Origin of the sequence: Devosia sp. (assembly GCF_017744655.1) — a bacterium.
Lineage (GTDB): Bacteria > Pseudomonadota > Alphaproteobacteria > Rhizobiales > Devosiaceae > Devosia.
In genome coordinates this window covers 785,668-801,788 of the sequence record NZ_JAGIAW010000001.1, presented here as the reverse complement: position 1 = coordinate 801,788, position 16,121 = coordinate 785,668, and the positions used below count along the sequence as shown (strand labels likewise).

At 62.0% G+C, this 16,121-nt stretch carries 13 protein-coding genes; 9 read left to right on the top strand and 4 right to left on the bottom strand.

Annotated features, from left to right (window positions below):
• Positions 1–136: 136 nt before the first annotated feature.
• Both gyrA and J7557_RS03980 read right to left on the bottom strand, forming a co-directional pair.
• Entirely contained in the window at positions 137–2,896 is a 2,760-nt protein-coding gene (gyrA, locus tag J7557_RS03985) for a DNA gyrase subunit A (protein WP_291417533.1), read from the bottom strand.
• 100 nt (positions 2,897–2,996) lie between these two features.
• Positions 2,997–4,169, bottom strand: a complete 1,173-nt coding sequence (locus J7557_RS03980; RefSeq protein ID WP_291417531.1) for a lipase family protein — start codon at positions 4,167–4,169, stop codon at positions 2,997–2,999.
• 104 nt (positions 4,170–4,273) lie between these two features.
• On the opposite strand from J7557_RS03980, the gene J7557_RS03975 reads away from it, so the two are divergent.
• A complete protein-coding gene (locus J7557_RS03975; protein WP_291417529.1) occupies positions 4,274–4,621 on the top strand; it encodes a helix-turn-helix transcriptional regulator in 348 nt (115 codons plus the stop codon).
• Positions 4,618–5,097: an SRPBCC domain-containing protein gene (locus J7557_RS03970; RefSeq protein ID WP_291417527.1), complete on the top strand. Its 480-nt coding sequence runs from the start codon at positions 4,618–4,620 to the stop codon at positions 5,095–5,097. Before J7557_RS03975 ends, J7557_RS03970 begins: the two co-directional genes overlap by 4 nt.
• 6 nt (positions 5,098–5,103) lie before the next feature.
• Here the strand turns inward: J7557_RS03970 and J7557_RS03965 are convergent, their stop codons facing one another.
• The gene (locus J7557_RS03965; protein ID WP_291418291.1) at positions 5,104–5,493 is read right to left on the bottom strand and encodes a helix-turn-helix domain-containing protein; all 390 of its coding nucleotides are present in this window, start codon (positions 5,491–5,493) and stop codon (positions 5,104–5,106) included.
• Between the two features lie 170 nt (positions 5,494–5,663).
• On the opposite strand from J7557_RS03965, the gene J7557_RS03960 reads away from it, so the two are divergent.
• The 5 genes from J7557_RS03960 to J7557_RS03940 all read left to right on the top strand — a co-directional run bounded on the left by J7557_RS03960 (position 5,664) and on the right by J7557_RS03940 (position 11,259).
• Positions 5,664–6,545 (top strand): SDR family oxidoreductase, encoded by an 882-nt coding sequence (locus J7557_RS03960; RefSeq protein WP_291417525.1) that lies wholly within the window; start codon positions 5,664–5,666, stop codon positions 6,543–6,545.
• Between the two features lie 318 nt (positions 6,546–6,863).
• Positions 6,864–9,263: an MMPL family transporter gene (locus J7557_RS03955; RefSeq protein WP_291417523.1), complete on the top strand. Its 2,400-nt coding sequence runs from the start codon at positions 6,864–6,866 to the stop codon at positions 9,261–9,263.
• 266 nt (positions 9,264–9,529) lie between these two features.
• Positions 9,530–10,057, top strand: coding sequence for a hypothetical protein (locus tag J7557_RS03950; protein WP_291417521.1), 528 nt, complete (start codon positions 9,530–9,532; stop codon positions 10,055–10,057).
• Between the two features lie 351 nt (positions 10,058–10,408).
• Complete coding sequence (dtd, locus tag J7557_RS03945) at positions 10,409–10,843, top strand: D-aminoacyl-tRNA deacylase (protein WP_291417519.1); 435 nt, start codon at positions 10,409–10,411, stop codon at positions 10,841–10,843.
• Positions 10,840–11,259, top strand: a complete 420-nt coding sequence (locus tag J7557_RS03940) for a YbaN family protein (protein WP_291417517.1) — start codon at positions 10,840–10,842, stop codon at positions 11,257–11,259. Before dtd ends, J7557_RS03940 begins: the two co-directional genes overlap by 4 nt.
• Positions 11,260–11,300: 41 nt before the next feature.
• Here J7557_RS03940 and ssb read toward each other — a convergent pair whose 3' ends face one another.
• Entirely contained in the window at positions 11,301–11,813 is a 513-nt protein-coding gene (gene ssb / locus J7557_RS03935) for a single-stranded DNA-binding protein (RefSeq protein WP_291417515.1), read from the bottom strand.
• Between the two features lie 322 nt (positions 11,814–12,135).
• Between ssb and J7557_RS03930 the strand changes: the two genes are divergently transcribed.
• Together J7557_RS03930 and uvrA are read left to right on the top strand one after the other, a co-directional pair.
• On the top strand, positions 12,136–12,780 hold the full coding sequence (locus J7557_RS03930; RefSeq protein WP_291417513.1) for a LysE family translocator: 645 nt from the start codon (positions 12,136–12,138) through the stop codon (positions 12,778–12,780).
• Between the two features lie 213 nt (positions 12,781–12,993).
• Positions 12,994–15,888 (top strand): excinuclease ABC subunit UvrA, encoded by a 2,895-nt coding sequence (gene uvrA, locus J7557_RS03925; RefSeq protein WP_291417511.1) that lies wholly within the window; start codon positions 12,994–12,996, stop codon positions 15,886–15,888.
• The last annotated feature ends 233 nt before the right edge of the window (positions 15,889–16,121 follow it).

Genomic DNA, 16,121 nt, shown 5'->3' with positions numbered 1-16,121 from the left:
GAAGACCTCATGGTGAGGTGCGTAGCGTAAGCGTAGCCTCGAACCACGAGGTCGGGCACACCGAGCTTGCAGTGCCACACCCTCGTCCTTCGAGGCTCGCCTTAGGCGAGCACCTCAGGATGGGGGCTACTATGACTTACTCGGCCGCGCCGTCACCACCTTCGGCAGCCGGCGGAGCGGCGTCGTCGCCCTCTTCGCCTTCAGGCTCGCTGATGCGTTCCACCGAAACCACCTTCTCGCCCTCGGCCGTGTCGAACACGATCACACCCTGAGAGCCGCGGCTGACGATACGGATCGGCTTGTCGCCGCCCACTGGCAGGCGGATGGTCTGGCCGCCATCGCTGATGAGCATGATCTGGTCTTCGTCTTCCACTGGGAAGCTCGCGACCAGGTTGCCATTGCGCTTGTTGACCGCCATGGCGACGATGCCCTTACCGCCGCGACCGGTGATCCGGTATTCGTGGCTGGAGGTCCGCTTGCCATAGCCATTCTCGGAAATGGCAAGAATGAACTGCTCGCTGGCACTCATCTGCGCGTAGAGTTCGGGCTCGAGCGCACCGGCGACCACATCGGCTTCATCCGAACTGGTCTCTTCGCTCTCGGCCTCGCCCCGCACCGCACGGCTCATCTTGAGATAAGCGGCACGCTGCTCGGCATCAGCATCCGAGTGGTTGATGACAGCCATGGAGATGACCTTGTCGCCATCGGCCAGCGCAATACCGCGCACGCCCATGGAATCGCGGCCCTTGAACAGGCGCACATCGTCGACGCGGAAGCGGATCGCCTGACCCAGTGCGGTCGTCAGCAGCAGGTCATTATTCACCGTGCAGGTGTCGACGCCGACGATCTCGTCGCCCTCGTCGAGCTTCATCGCGATCTTGCCGTTCTGGCGCACTTCGACAAAGTCGGCGAGCGAGTTGCGGCGAACTGTGCCGCGCGTCGTCGCGAACATGATGTCGAGATTGCCCCACGAGGTTTCGTCCTCAGGCAGCGGCATGATGGAGGTAATGCGCTCGCCCTGCTCCAGCGGCAGGATGTTTATCAGCGCTTTGCCCTTGGCATTGGCAGCCGACAGCGGCAGGCGCCAGACTTTCAGCTTGTAGGCAATGCCGCGGCTGGTGAAGAACAGCACCGGCGTATGCGTATTGGCCACGAACAGTCGCGCCACGAAGTCCTCTTCGCGCGTCGACATGCCCGAGCGGCCTTTGCCGCCGCGATTCTGCGCCCGATAGGTCGAGAGCGGCACGCGCTTGATATAGCCGGCATGGCTGACGGTCACGACCATGTCTTCGCGAGCGATCAGGTCTTCGTCGTCGAAATCTGCCGCATGATCGGAGATCTCAGTGCGACGCGCTGAGCCGAATTCCTCGCGGATGGCTTCCAGTTCCTCGCGGATGATGGCGCGAACGCGAACGATGGAACGCAGGATATCGAGATAGTCCTCGATCTCCGTACCGAGCCCGTTAAGTTCTTCGCCAATTTCATCGCGGCCAAGCGCCGTGAGGCGCGCCAGACGCAGTTCGAGAATGGCGCGAGCCTGTTCTTCGGAAAGGTTGAACGTACCATCGTCATTGATGCGGTGACGCGGATCGTCGATGAGCCGGATCAGCGGTTCGACATCGGCCGCCGGCCAGCGGCGGGTCATCAACTGCTCGCGCGCCGTCGCCGGATCGGGCGCAGTACGGATCAGCGCAATGACTTCGTCGATATTGGCCACGGCCACGGCGAGACCGACCAGGATATGGGCGCGGTCGCGAGCCTTGTTCAGCAGGAACCGGGCGCGACGCGTAACCACTTCCTCACGGAAGGCGATGAATGCATCGAGAATCTGCTTGAGATTCATCAGCTCCGGCTTGCCGCCGTTCAGCGCCACGAAGTTGCAGCCGAACGAGGATTGCAGTGCCGTAAAACGATAGAGCTGGTTGAGCACCACGTCAGGCAGCGCATCGCGCTTCACCTCGACGACGACCCGCATGCCTTCGCGGCTGGATTCGTCGCGGAGGTCGGCCACGCCTTCGATACGCTTTTCGCGCACCAGTTCGGCAATGCGTTCCACCATCGCCGCCTTGTTCACCTGATACGGAATCTCGGTGATGACAATGGCTTCGCGTTCCTTGCGCACTTCCTCGATCGTCGAGCGTCCACGCACGATGATCGAGCCACGGCCGGTTTCATAAGCCTGGCGAATGCCGGCGCGGCCAAGAATGATGCCGCCCGTCGGGAAATCCGGACCAGGAATATGCTCGAGCAGCTCTTCCGTCGTGATCGACGGATTTTCGAGCACAGCCAGCGCCGCATTGATCGTCTCGGCGAGGTTATGCGTCGGAATATTGGTCGCCATGCCAACGGCGATACCGCCGCCGCCATTGACCAGCATGTTCGGGAAACGCGCCGGCAACACCGTCGGCTCGCGCTCGGAGCCGTCATAGTTGTCGCGGAAATCGACCGTGTCCTTGTCGAGATCGTCGAGCATGAAGCCCGTGATCTTCTGCATGCGGACTTCGGTGTAACGCATGGCAGCCGGCATATCGCCGTCGACGGAACCGAAATTACCCTGGCCCTCGGCCAGCATCTCACCCATGGCGAAATCCTGCGCCATACGCACCAAGGCCATGTAGACCGACTGGTCGCCATGCGGGTGATACTTACCGATCACGTCGCCGACGACACGCGCCGACTTGCGGAAGGGCTTGTTATATTCGTAGCCGTTCTCGCTCATGGAGAACAGGATACGGCGGTGCACGGGTTTCAGACCGTCGCGAACATCGGGCAGCGCGCGGCTCACGATCACGCTCATGGCGTAATCGAGATAGCTCTTGCGCATTTCGTCGGTGATATAGATCGGAGCGATGTCGGAGCCGGGCGCGCCGGCTGCACCTTCGGGCGTATCTGTCACGTTGTGATTCTACGTTGGTTTTTCTTACCCAACATGTAGTCTATTTCGGCTCGAAAAGCGAATTTCCACCCCAATAGGCTGTGGAGAGCGCTCTTCAGGTCTATCCGCAATCCGCTTCGCTCGCCTCCCCGGCAAACCGCGCCCGCGTCCAGGCGATGAGCTCAACTGTAAGAACCGAATCCGGCGCCACCAGCGACACGTGCTGCAGCCCCTCATAGCGCCGGTAAGTCAGGTTCACGCCGGCATCGCAAAGCCCCGCGACAAACGCGGTCTGGATCGGTTCCAGCACGATTTCATCTTCGATACCCTGGGCGATGAACACCGGCATCTCGAACGGCCCAACGGGAATGTTCTCCACCAGCCGAGCGCCGAGCGGCATCCCTTCCGGCATGGTCGAAAACAGGTCACCCGGCATCAGTGCCAGTTCGGCAACGGAGTACATCACGCGCGCGTCTACGGCACAGCGGGCTGCAATATCCTGCAGCAGTGGCGCGCGATAGCCGGACACATAGTCGGCGACCCGAACATCGTCATAGGTTTCGGCAAAAGCATGCAGCAGGAAGCTCGACACGATCTTGCCGAACAACCCATCCTGCGCGCCTTCCACCAGCGCCGGCAGGTTCGTTGCCGGCGCCTGCGCCGCTATGCCAAGCACTTCCACGTCAGGTGCATAGGTTCGGGCCAGCATGCCCGTCCAGAGCGCCGCGTGCCCGCCCTGCGAGTGCCCCCAGACGACAGTGCGCGGCAGTATTTCCACCTCGGTCATCTGCGCCGCCGCCCGCACGGCATCGAGCACGGCCCGCGCCGCATCCTCACCCACGAGATAGGCGTGCCCACCCTCGGTGCCGAGCCCGACATAATCCGGCGCCAGATAGACCCAGCCCTCAGCCAGCAATTCGGCAACCGCCGGCACATTCTTCAGCGGCCCGACCACCGAAGGCGCACATCCCGGCGCGGTCCCATTGGTCCCATGCGCCCACGTCACGGGCAGCAACGGGCCAGTCGCCGCCTCCGATACCATCACGACGGCACTGGCAACCGCGGGCGAGCCATCGATCCGCGTCGTCACATAAATAATGCGCCAGCCCTTGGCCCCATCAGGCACGTCGAAGTCATAAGGCTCAACCGCCAGCAGCGCTCCCGGAGCGCCCTCGGCCCTTGCCGATGTGTAAAACGCCGCCGGTTGGTCGGGCCGCGCTAGAAGCCAGCCGCCAACCACAAGACCCACCGCGACAATCAGCACCACGACGAGAACAACCAGGAATCGACGCATGTTATCCCTCTTCACGCAGACCCTAGCAGCGCGCCCTACCCCGCGCCACTTGACATGAACCACTCACAGGTTCACTGTATTTGCATGATTAGCTAAGTACGCAAATGCAAGATCACCTGACCTCGACATTCGCCGCCCTCGCCGATCCGACCCGCCGCGCCATGCTCGCGCGCCTGGCCGAAGGCCCCGCCACGGTCACCCAATTGGCTGAGCCATTTTCGCTCGCCCTGCCCACCGTGTCGCGACACCTGAAAGTGCTTGAGACCGCCGGCCTCATCACCCGCGAAAAATCCGCCCAGTTCCGCCCCTGCCGGCTAAACGCAGCGCCGCTTGAAGAAGCCGATACCTGGCTCGCCACCTATCGCGAATTTTTCTCCCAGCGCTTCGATGCACTGGAAGCCCAACTCAAGACAATGATGGCCGCCAAGGCCAAAGAGGAGGACAAATCATGACCGCCCCCACCTTTTCCCTCGGCCGAGGTTTCACCCTCACCCGCACCTTCGAAGCGCCGCCTGATATGGTCTTTTCGGCCTGGACCGAGCCAAAGAGCCTTGGCTGGTTCTTCAATCCCGGCTTCACCAGCGACCTGCCGACAAAAGTCGATCTCCGCGTCGGTGGCGCCTGGCGACAGGAAATGATCGTAAACACCGAGACCCGCTATATGACCGGCGGCATTTTTCGCGAGATCGACCCGGGCAAGAAGCTCGTCTTCACCTGGGGCGCGGTCGATGGCTGGCCCAAGATCGATCCCGAGCAGCTCGACCAATCCCCACAGGTGACGATCCTGTTCCGCGAAGTTGCCGAGGGCACGCAGATGGTCTTCCGCGTGGAACTTCCCGATCAGCTCACCGAGCCGGAAACCGCCGAATGGATGTCCACCGGCATGCTCGCTGGCTGGACCATGACCATCGATCGCCTGAAATTCTGAGATAAATCAGTCGCGCGCGTCGTAGTCGGCGCGCGCCGCATCGATCTTGTCGAAACTGCGATTGGCCCATTCGATCAACTGCCCAAACGGCACGATCAGCGATTGCCCCAATGGGGTCAGTCGATATTCAACAGATGGCGGCTTGGTATCGAACACCTGACGCCCGACATAGCCGTCCCGCTGCAGGTCGCGCAGCGTCTGCGTCAGCATCTTCTGAGAAATGTCGGGCACTTCCCGGTGCAATTCGTTGAAGCGCTTGGGGCCGGCGGCCAGTGTCATGACCAGAAGCATGCTCCACTTGTCGCCGATCTTGTCGAGCACATTGCGCACAGGGCACGGCGCCGCTGGCCCGGCAGTGGCCGCAGCGTTCCAGCGTTCGACGTAAACGGCGGCCATATCCTGTCCGTCCAGCATGCACTTACCTCAAGGTAATCTTCACCCGAAAAAGTGCCTCCTTTTCAGCCGCCTCGGCAACCTCTAGATAGCACTCTCCTTTCGATACTTACTCTCTGCCGACGCGGCGGACAAGTCGGTTCGAACTGTGTCGCTATGGAATGGAGAGTAAAATGAGCAAATTCACCAATTCGACCCTGCTGGTCACAGGCGCCTCCGGCAAGCTGGGCCGCCTCGCTGTCGAAGAGCTGCTGACCCGCGGCGCCACCAGGGTCATCGCCGGCACGCGTGATCCGTCCAAGCTGCAGGACCTGGCCGCCAAGGGCGCCGAAATCCGCAAGCTCGATTTTGACGACGCGTCCACCTTGCCGACCGCTCTGGCCGGCGTCGAACGCCTCCTCATCGTCAGCACCGATGCCGTCGGCCGCCGCGCCGCCCAGCAACAGGCCATCGTCGATGCCGCCAAGGCAGCCGGCGTCAAGCACATCGTTTACACCTCGGCCCCCGCCGCTCGTCCCGACGCCGACGCCGGCCTCAATCCCGAGCATTTTTGGACCGAAGTTGCCATCGCCGCCAGCGGGCTCGATTTCACCATCCTGCGCAATCACATGTATGCCGAAAACATCTTCATGGAGGCCGCACAGGTCCTCGGTTCGGGCCAGATTTTCGGTCTGATCGGCGATCGCGGCACCTCCTATGTGACCCGCGCTGATACCGCCCGCACCGCTGCCGGCGCCCTCCTATCAGCCGAAGGCAAGACCATCGAGGACGTCACCGGCCCCGCCCCCATCACCAATGTTGAACGCGCCGCGCTCCTCAGCCAGCTCTCGGGCAAAAAGATCGACGTCGTCGGCCTGACCCCGGCCCAACTCCAGCAGGGCATGGTTGCCGCTGGCCTTCCTGAAGGTTTTGCTGCCGCCCTCGTCGCCTTCCAGCGCGACGCGGTCACCGGCTACCATGGCGTCGTCACCGACGTCGTCGAACGCTATTCCGGCCGCAAGCCAACCGCCTATGCGGACTTCCTCACCGCAAGCAAGGCTACCCTCGGCCTCTAAGCGAACTGGCCGGGGCAGAATGTCGCCCTGGCCACCAGCCCGGCACCTCCCCCTTGACGGGGGAGGATGGGAGGGGGTGCGAGAGCCACGATTTAGGAGCTTGTGCGCACCCCTCCCCGTCAAGGGGAGGGTGTCGCATCGAGCTCGGAAATGCGGCCTGAGCCGTGTTCCTCCCGCAACACTCCCCGCCGAACCGCACCACAGCATAACCTGCCGGCGCTCCACATAGTTCAAGCTCCTGCGACCGCTGGACGCACCCGAGCGAAACACTTAGAGATTCCACCTGATTGTCGCCTCATTTGCGGAGTCGGGGTTCTCGTGTCTTCTCCTACCTGGTTCAAGCGTGTCCTGGCCCGCCTCACCTATGACCGCTCCATCGGCTTCGGGCTCGAACACCTTGGCCTGAGCACGGTTCGCTATCCGCGCCTCATGGCGCTGGGCGTTCTCCTCTTCTCCATCCTCTGCTTCACCCAAATCCCCAAGGCCAATGTCGACGGCGACCTGCTGCGCGTCTATGCCCATTCCGGCCATTATTACGATGCCTACGAGCATCTCTCGGAAACCTTTGGTACCTTCGAGAACGACCTTTACGTCCTCGTCAATTCCGAGCGCCTCGCCGAACCCGAAATCATCGAGCAGGTGCGTAACCTCGCCTTCGAGCTTGAACTCAATGAGTTCGCCGTCGGCACCATGTCGCCCTTCACGCTCAGAAAACCCTCGCCCTATGGCGGCTCCGAACCTGCCGTCCCCGAAGGCCTGCAAACCGCCGACGAAGTCGCCTTCGCCCTCATGGATCTGCAGCAGAACGATCCCATGATGCGCAATCTGATCACGCCTGATCTCAATGGCGTGGTGCTCATCATGTTCCCCAATCAGGACGTGGTGAAGGAACGCGGCGCCAAGGCCATGATCGCCAACCTGCGCGAAACCATCGCCCCCTTCCAGACCGATGGCATCTCCATCGAGATCACCGGCCCCCCGGTCTGGACCACCGAAATGCTCAATGCTGCGGTCGACGATCAGGTGAAATTCACCGTCTACGGCTTCGCCCTCGGCTCCCTCATTGCCCTTCTCGCTCTGCGTTCCATCGCCGGCGCGCTTATCGTCGCCGCCACGCCGTTCCTCGCGGTCATGTGGTCCATGGGCATCATCCTCCTCTTCTTCGGCTCATTCTCCTTCCTCACCATCATCGTCACGACCCTGGTGCTGGTGATCTCCTTTGCCGAGTCGATGTTCTTCACCTTCAACTGGCTGGCCTATTGGCGGGACGGCATGGAGCCCAACAAGGCAGTCGACGCCACCATAAAACTCGTCGGCCCGGCGACCGCGCTGACCATGCTTATCTCCATGGTCAGCTTCGCTTCGCTCTCGCTCACCCCCGGCCAGGGCGTACGCGAATTCTCCATGGCCGGCGCCATGGGCTCCTTCCTGCTCTTTGCCTGCACCATGACCTTCCAGCCGCTGCTGCTGAAGCTCGCAGTACGTCTCGGCTTCAAGGCCCCTCCCAAGTCGAGCGTGGTGCTCACCGCCCCCCTGCCCCTGAGCTGGTTCCTCGCCAGCCGCTTCGGCCGTCCCATCGCCATCCTTGGCATCGTTATCACCGGCCTGCTGCTCGTCCCCTATTTCCTCATCCAGCCGCGCTTCTCTTTCGAGGATTTCGTGGCAACGGAATCGACGGCCCTGACCGCTGCCGAAAACATCGATGAAGGCGTTGGCGGCGTCGCCCCGCTCTACATCCGCGTGCCGCTCATCGAGAACAATCCCGATGTCGGCGAGGTCGATTTCCAGCGCATCAAGCTGGTGCATGAGCTGCTCGAAAAGGAGCTGGGCGAGAACAAGGTCATCTCCGCCGCCAGCATGACCAATTACACGGATTCCGGCTTCACCCGCGGCGAAGTTCTCGACGCCGTCGGCCCCTTCATGCGCCGCCGCTTCGTCACCGACGATGGCTCACAGGCGCTCGTCACCGGCTTCATGCCCACCATCATCGATAGCGATGTCCTCAAAGACCTGGTCCATCGCGTCGAAAGCGAGTTGGCTGCCGCCGGCATTCCCGATGCCGAAGTGGGCGGCTTTCGCGTCCTCACCACCTTCGCCACAGACGATATCGTGCGCGGCCTGCAACTCGACCTGACCGTCAGCGTGCTCGTCAATCTCGGCCTGATCGGCTTCGCCTTCCAGTCCTTCCGGGTCGCCTTGGCCTCTGCCATCCCCAACCTCTTCCCGATCCTCGGCACCGAAGCCTGGCTCTGGTATTCCGGCGCGGGCCTGCAATTGACCACGGTCATCGCCCTCACCATCGCTTTCGGCATCGCCGTCGATGACACCGTGCATTTCCTCTCGCACTATCTCCACGGCAGACGCGAAGAGCGGCGCAGCCATGAAGATGCGGTCAAGCACACGCTGCTGCGCATCGGCGGGGCCATCGTCGCGACCACCATCATTCTCTGCGCCGGCACGGCCATCATCATGTTTTCCGAATTGCCGCAGGTGGCGCTCTTCGGCTCGCTCTTCGTCATCACCCTGGCGCTGGCGATCCTCGGCGATCTCTTCATCCTGCCGGCCCTCTTGATGGCGGGCGGAAAATTCTTCCACAAGCTCGGCAATATCCGTGTCCGTACTGCGGACCACGACGCCACGCCCGACGACCCCACGGGCGACACGGTCACCCGCGAGGGTGGAACCGAGGGCGAAGATCCCCAGCCCAAGACTGCATAGGGCATGTCCCACTCTATCTGAAGCTGCCCTGCACCCTCGATTGTCACCCCGGCGAAGGCCGGGGCCCATCCTGAGATATCAAGATCGCCCCGGGAGGCGTCCCAGCCAAGCGACGACCCATTATGGCGCCAAAACCGCATAAACTCCGGTTTCCGAGCCAAGCATGGACGGCATAACGAAAACACAACGCCGAATCTGACTGAATTTGCTATCAACCAACGATAACCAGCCGGGGGGCTTGGTGTGACACTCGGAGGCTTTGCACTATGACCTTTCTCGGACCCCTGTCCCGTGCCGCTGCACTGGCAGGTATCCTTCTTTCGGCCGGCTTCGCCACGGCGCCTGCTTTCGCCGGGCCCAACGAGGTTGCTCTGCTGAAATCCTATATCGGTGAATGGCGCGGTCGCGGTACGCTGGTGGGCGCCTCGACCGAATCCGTCGTCTGCCGCCTCTCCGTGTCTCAGGGCAATTCGGACAAGGTCAATTATTCCGGTCGCTGCACGCTCGCCGGCACCAACCTCTCCGTCGCCGGCACCATGGCCTATGTCGACGCCTCCCGGCGCTACGAAGCCGCAATGACCTCCAACGCCACCTTCAGCGGCATCGCCGTCGGTCAGAAGCGCGGTAGCGGCCTGGTCTTCAACCTCAAGGAGCGCAAGCCAGACGAGGAAGGCAAGGACATGAACATCTCCGCCCAGATCGCCCTCAACGGCGACGCGATCAGCGTGGCTTTCGAAGTCGTCTACGTCGAATCCGGCGACAGCCTCCGCGCCGACGTCCCGTTCTCACGCTGAACGTCAGACATATCTCGATCCAAGGGCGGCCCCAGGCCGCCCTTTCCATTTTCGGCGACTAGCGGTGTTGCTCTCACCTCATTCCGCCGTCGTCATTGCCGGGCTTGTCCCGGCAATCCATCTCGCCTCCGCATGGACGAAGTGGGGCAACGCCGATCGCGCCAACAAAAGGGTCCAGCGCTAACGTCACCCCTGTCACCAATGTCATACCCGCGAAAGCGGGCACTTCTGTTTTCCGCCCACGATCTGCTGCACTGGCGAGCCAGGCTTTTGCACCCTGACGCCGCGTGAGGGTCAACTGCCATTATTTTATGACTGTAAAGCTCAGTCATTGAACGCTAAAGGAGAGCCATGCGAGCCCTCGTCCAACGCGTCCAGTCCGCCTCCGTCACCGTCGACAGCAAGATATCAGGCCAGATCGGTCCCGGTCTTCTTGTGCTCGTCTGTGCCATGCAGGACGACACTGACGACCTCGCCGATTGGCTGGCCCAGAAAGTCGCAAAACTGCGTATTTTTCAGGACGATGCCGGCAAGATGAACCGTTCGCTTCTCGATATCGGCGGCTCCGCCCTCGTCGTCAGCCAGTTCACCCTCGCCGCCGATACCAAGGGCAACCGTCCCGGCTTTTCCCGCGCCGCCCCGCCCGAGCGCGATCTCTACGAGAAATTCTCCGCCGCCCTCGCCGCCGCAGGCGTTCCGGTTGCAAACGGCATCTTTGGGGCCGATATGAAGGTCGCGCTCGTCAATGACGGGCCGGTCACCATCTGGCTGGACACCGACCAATGAACGAGCCGCAATCGCCCCTCGCCCGCAACCGGCTGATGCGCGCGCTCTATCTCGTACTCGGCATCCTCCTCCTGATCACCGGCATCATCGGCATGTTCGTGCCCCTTATGCCGACGACGATCTTCCTCATCCTCGCCGCCTGGTGTTTTTCCAAATCCTCGCAGCGCCTTGAAAACTGGCTGCTCGGCCACGCCACTCTCGGCCCCACCATCGTCAATTGGCGCAAACACGGCGTCATCCCGCCGCGCGCCAAAATGATGGCCTGCACCGGCATGGCCGTCGGATTCTTGATCTTCCTCTTCGCCGCCCACCCCGTTTGGTGGCTCTTCCTCCTCGTCGCGGCCATCATCGGCGGCTGCGCCTGGTATGTCCTCTCCCGGCCCTCTGCTCCGCGCGAAGCCAAAGACGCCGCCTGAAACAAAAAGGGCCGCCGAAGCGACCCTTGGTAACAAAAATCTCAGAACGGAATGTCGTCGTCGAGGCCGCCGGATTCAAATGCCGGGGCGTTCGACGAAGGACGACGTCCGCCACCACCACCCGCATTGTTGCTGACACCGCGGAAACCGCCATCGTCATTGCCACGGAAACCGCCGCCGCCGCTGTCACCGGCGCCCTCGCCACGACCATCGAGCAGCACCATCTGGGCATTAAAACCCTGGAGCACGATTTCGGTCGAATACTTGTCCTGGCCGGACTGGTCCTGCCACTTGCGGGTCTGCAACTGGCCTTCGAGATAGACCTTGCTGCCCTTGCGCAGATATTGCTCGGCGACCTTGGCGAGACCTTCCGAGAAGATCACGACGCGGTGCCACTCGGTCTTTTCGCGCTGTTCGCCCGTATTGCGGTCGCGCCAGCGTTCCGATGTCGCCACCGACAGGTTCACCACCTTGCCCCCGCTGGGCAGGTTGCGCACCTCGGGCTCATTGCCCAAATTGCCAACCAGAATGACCTTGTTCACGCTGCCTGCCATGGCGCTTGTCCTTTTAAAATTCAGTCCCGGTCTGAACCGGTCGCGGGACGCTTTCTCACAGTGGGCCCAGAGTACGCCGCCCGGTACGCGGCCTCCTGCCCGGTCGGCGCACCATAAACCCTTCCACCGGCAGGCAGCGGTAAATTTACCGAATGCCCACACTTTTCGGCGGTACGCCTACATCTTTATGTTCTCTTTATGTTCTAATTGATTTGATGTCAACAAGCCCATTGCCCGGGACGAACTGTGAAAGCGCGCCAGGCTCCTGACTCTCCCTGTCAGCAGCCCTGATCCATCTCCATTCCCACACTCGGAAACCACCATGGACTACGCGCAGGCGCTCTGGATCTATACCGTTCTTGTCTTCGGCATCATCATCGTGCCGGGCATGGACATGTTTTATGTCCTCGCCAATGCCCTGACGGGCGGCCGGCGGCTGGGCTTTGCCGCGCTGGGCGGGGTCATGCTCGGCGGCGCCGTCCATGCCCTTTTCGGCACCATCGCCGTCGGCGTCCTCACCCAGCTCCCAACGATACTCTTCCAGGCCATGATCCTCGCCGGCGCCGCCTATATGGCCTGGATCGGCTACACGCTCCTGCGCAGCACCATCACCGTGGATGGCATCGGCCGCGCCACCACCCGCACCGAATGGGCCGCCTTCCGCCAGGGCACGATCACGTGCCTCCTCAATCCAAAGGCCTATCTCTTCGTGCTGGCCGTCTTCCCCCAGTTCGTCCGCACCGATTTCGGCCCCATCTGGTCCCAGGCTCTCGCCCTCGGCACCATCACCGTGCTCATGCAGGGCCTCATCTATGGCGGCCTGGCGGTCGCCGCCGGCCGCGGTCGCGATGCCCTGGTGGAAAATCCCGCCGCCACCATCTGGATCAGCCGCGGCGCCGGCGCGTTGTTCGTCGCGGCCGCTATTTTCACCGCCTGGCATGGCCTCACCATGTCATCACCCACTTGACTGATTTTGAAATGTTCTGCAAATGTTCATGAGAGCTAAAGGTGTTTTTGCAAGCCACCTCGGACACAGTAAGGTTACAGTTGCGCTGGTTAGCCATGCGTGGCTGGCGCTTGCGGTTGGCCTGAGCAGCGCTTATCTCATGGGCTCTCCGGCCCCTTTTGACCCCATTGCTGCTGTGCCTTCCATCGGCGCGACAAGCCACGGACGTGAACTATGAAGCCTACGCCCAGCCAGAACCGCGAAATCATTGTCCGCGGCGCCCGCGAGCACAATTTGAAGGGCATCGACGTCAAGCTGCCCCGCGACAGCCTCATCGTCATGACCGGTCTGTCCGGCTCCGGCAAATCGTCCCTCGCTTTCGACACCATCTATGCCGAAGGCCAGCGCCGCTATGTGGAGTCGCTGTCGGCCTATGCCCGCCAGTTCCTCGAAATGATGCAGAAGCCCGATGTCGAGCACATCGAAGGCCTCTCGCCCGCCATTTCCATCGAGCAGAAGACGACCTCGCGTAATCCGCGCTCGACCGTTGGCACCGTCACCGAGATCTACGACTATCTCCGCCTGCTCTTTGCGCGCGTCGGCATTCCCTATTCGCCGGCCACGGGCCTCCCTATCGAGAGCCAGACCGTCAGCCAGATGGTCGACCGCACCCTCGAACTCCCCGAAGGCACGCGCCTCTATCTGCTGGCCCCCATCGCGCGCGGCCGCAAGGGCGAGTTCAAGAAAGAACTGGCCGACCTCATGCGCAAGGGCTTCCAGCGCGTGAAGATCGACGGCACCTATCACGAGATCGAAGACGCCCCGGCGCTCGACAAGAAGTTCAAGCACGACATCGAAGTCGTGGTCGATCGCGTCGTCGTCTCGCCCGACATCTCCGGGCGCCTCGCCGAAAGCTTTGAGACGGCGCTGAAGCTGGCCGAAGGCATCGCCCTCGTCGAATATGCCGATGAGAAGAACGAAGACGGTTCTGCCCGCCAGATCACCTTCTCGGAAAAGTTCGCCTGCCCAGTTTCCGGCTTCACTATTGCCGAAATCGAGCCGCGCCTCTTCTCGTTCAACAACCCCTTCGGCGCCTGCCCGGTCTGCGATGGCCTTGGCACCGAGCAGAAGATCGACCCGGATCAGATCGTCCCCGACGTAACCCTCTCGCTGCGCGACGGTGCCATTCTGCCCTGGTCGAAGACGTCCGCGCCCTATTACCAGCAGACCCTGCAGGCCGTGGTAAAACACTATGGCGCTTCGACCGGCACCGCCTGGAACGAGCTGCCTTTCGACGTCCAGCACGCCGTTCTTTACGGCACCGACAAGACGGCCATCAACTTCGTCTATGACGATGGCCTGCGCCAATACAAGACCTCGAAGCCATTCGAAGGCGTCATCGGCAACCTTGAGCGTCGCTACAAGGAAACCGAAAGCGCCGGCATGCGCGAGGAAATCGAAAAGTACATGTCCGCAAAACCCTGCGTGGCCTGCGGCGGCTATCGTCTCAAGCCCGAAACGCTGGCGGTGAAGATCGATGGCCTCCATATTGGCCAGGTCAGCGACATGTCGATCAAGGTGGCCTCAAAATGGTTTGTCGACCTCTCCGACAAGCTCAACGCCACCCAAAGCCAGATCGGCGAACGCATCCTCAAGGAAATCCGCGAGCGCCTGAATTTCCTCAACGATGTGGGCCTCGAATATCTGTCCATGTCGCGCAATTCCGGCACCCTGTCGGGTGGCGAAAGCCAGCGTATTCGTTTGGCCAGCCAGATCGGCTCGGGCCTGACCGGCGTTCTCTACGTGCTCGATGAGCCTTCTATCGGCCTCCACCAGCGCGACAATGCCCGCTTGCTCGAAACGCTGCAGCGCCTGCGTGACCTCGGCAATACCGTCATCGTCGTCGAACACGACGAAGACGCGATCCTGACCGCCGACTATGTCCTCGACATCGGCCCCGGCGCGGGCGTCAATGGCGGCAATATCGTCGCCGAAGGCACGCCGCAGGACATTCTCAACCACCCCGATTCCCTCACCGGCAAATACCTATCCGGCCGCATGGGCATCCAGATTCCGGCCGAACGCCGCGAAGGCAAGAAGGGCAAGGCCCTCTCCATCAAGGGCGCGACCGGCAACAATCTCAAGAATGTTTCGGTCGATGTCCCGCTCGGTCTCTTCGTCGCCATCACCGGTGTGTCCGGCGGCGGCAAGTCGACCCTGATGATCGACACCATGTACCAGGCCATCGCGCGTCGTCTGAATGGCGCTCGCGTGGTCCCTGCCCCGCATGAATCGCTCACTGGGCTCGAATTCCTCGACAAAGTCATCGATATCGACCAGTCGCCGATCGGCCGCACCCCGCGTTCCAATCCGGCTACCTACACCGGCGCCTTCACGCCCCTGCGCGAATGGTTTGCGGGCCTCCCGGAAGCGAAAGCGCGCGGTTACGGACCGGGCCGTTTCTCCTTTAACGTCAAAGGCGGCCGCTGTGAGAAGTGCGAGGGCGATGGTGTCCTGAAAATCGAAATGCACTTCCTGCCCGACGTCTACGTCACCTGCGACGTCTGCAAGGGCAAGCGCTACAATCGCGAAACCCTGGAAGTCCAATTCAAGGGCAAGTCGATCTCCGACGTCCTCGACATGACCATCGATGAAGGCGTCGAGTTCTTCTCGGCCGTTCCGGTCATCCGCGACAAGTTTGCGACCCTCCAGCGCGTCGGCCTCGGCTACGTAAAAGTCGGCCAGCCCGCCACGACCCTCTCCGGCGGCGAAGCCCAGCGCGTAAAACTCTCCAAGGAGCTTTCCAAGCGCGCCACCGGCCGCACGCTCTACATGCTCGACGAGCCGACCACCGGCCTCCACTTCCACGACGTGGCCAAACTCCTCGAGGTGCTCCACGAGCTTGTCGATGGCGGCAACTCGGTCGTGGTCATCGAGCACAACCTGGAAGTCATCAAGACGGCCGACTGGATCATCGACATGGGCCCCGAAGGCGGCGACGGCGGCGGCGAAGTGGTCGCCATCGGCACGCCCGAGGACGTCGCCTCCAACAAGCGCTCCCACACCGGCCACTTCCTCAAGGAAGTCATGGACCGCCGTCCCCAGTTCGCGACGCGGGCAGCGGAATAATCGAACCAAGGGCGGGACCAGTTCCCGCCCTTTTCCTTTCCACGGTGTCATTCCCGCGAAAGCGGAAATCTCTGTTCGTGGACGCGGATTCACATATTCGCGCCGATGCGACACTCAACGCTAGCAGTCTGCTAACACACGCACAGCGTGCTCTTCGCGCCACAAACACTCCGAATTGACCGCATCGAGTCACCAATTCGCGCCAATGCGCCTCTCGATGCTACCAGTGTGCT

Excerpts from the sequence above, each read along its gene's own strand:
- J7557_RS03980 (WP_291417531.1), bottom strand. The coding sequence starts at position 4,169 with ATGCGTCGATTCCTGGTTGTTCTCGTCGTGGTGCTGATTGTCGCGGTG.
- J7557_RS03940 (WP_291417517.1), top strand. The coding sequence starts at position 10,840 with ATGAACGAGCCGCAATCGCCCCTCGCCCGCAACCGGCTGATGCGCGCG.
- ssb (WP_291417515.1), bottom strand. The coding sequence starts at position 11,813 with ATGGCAGGCAGCGTGAACAAGGTCATTCTGGTTGGCAATTTGGGCAAT.
- J7557_RS03965 (WP_291418291.1), bottom strand. The coding sequence starts at position 5,493 with ATGGCCGCCGTTTACGTCGAACGCTGGAACGCTGCGGCCACTGCCGGG.
- dtd (WP_291417519.1), top strand. The coding sequence starts at position 10,409 with ATGCGAGCCCTCGTCCAACGCGTCCAGTCCGCCTCCGTCACCGTCGAC.
- J7557_RS03970 (WP_291417527.1), top strand. The coding sequence starts at position 4,618 with ATGACCGCCCCCACCTTTTCCCTCGGCCGAGGTTTCACCCTCACCCGC.
- J7557_RS03950 (WP_291417521.1), top strand. The coding sequence starts at position 9,530 with ATGACCTTTCTCGGACCCCTGTCCCGTGCCGCTGCACTGGCAGGTATC.
- uvrA (WP_291417511.1), top strand. The coding sequence starts at position 12,994 with ATGAAGCCTACGCCCAGCCAGAACCGCGAAATCATTGTCCGCGGCGCC.
- J7557_RS03975 (WP_291417529.1), top strand. The coding sequence starts at position 4,274 with ATGCAAGATCACCTGACCTCGACATTCGCCGCCCTCGCCGATCCGACC.
- J7557_RS03960 (WP_291417525.1), top strand. The coding sequence starts at position 5,664 with ATGAGCAAATTCACCAATTCGACCCTGCTGGTCACAGGCGCCTCCGGC.
- J7557_RS03930 (WP_291417513.1), top strand. The coding sequence starts at position 12,136 with ATGGACTACGCGCAGGCGCTCTGGATCTATACCGTTCTTGTCTTCGGC.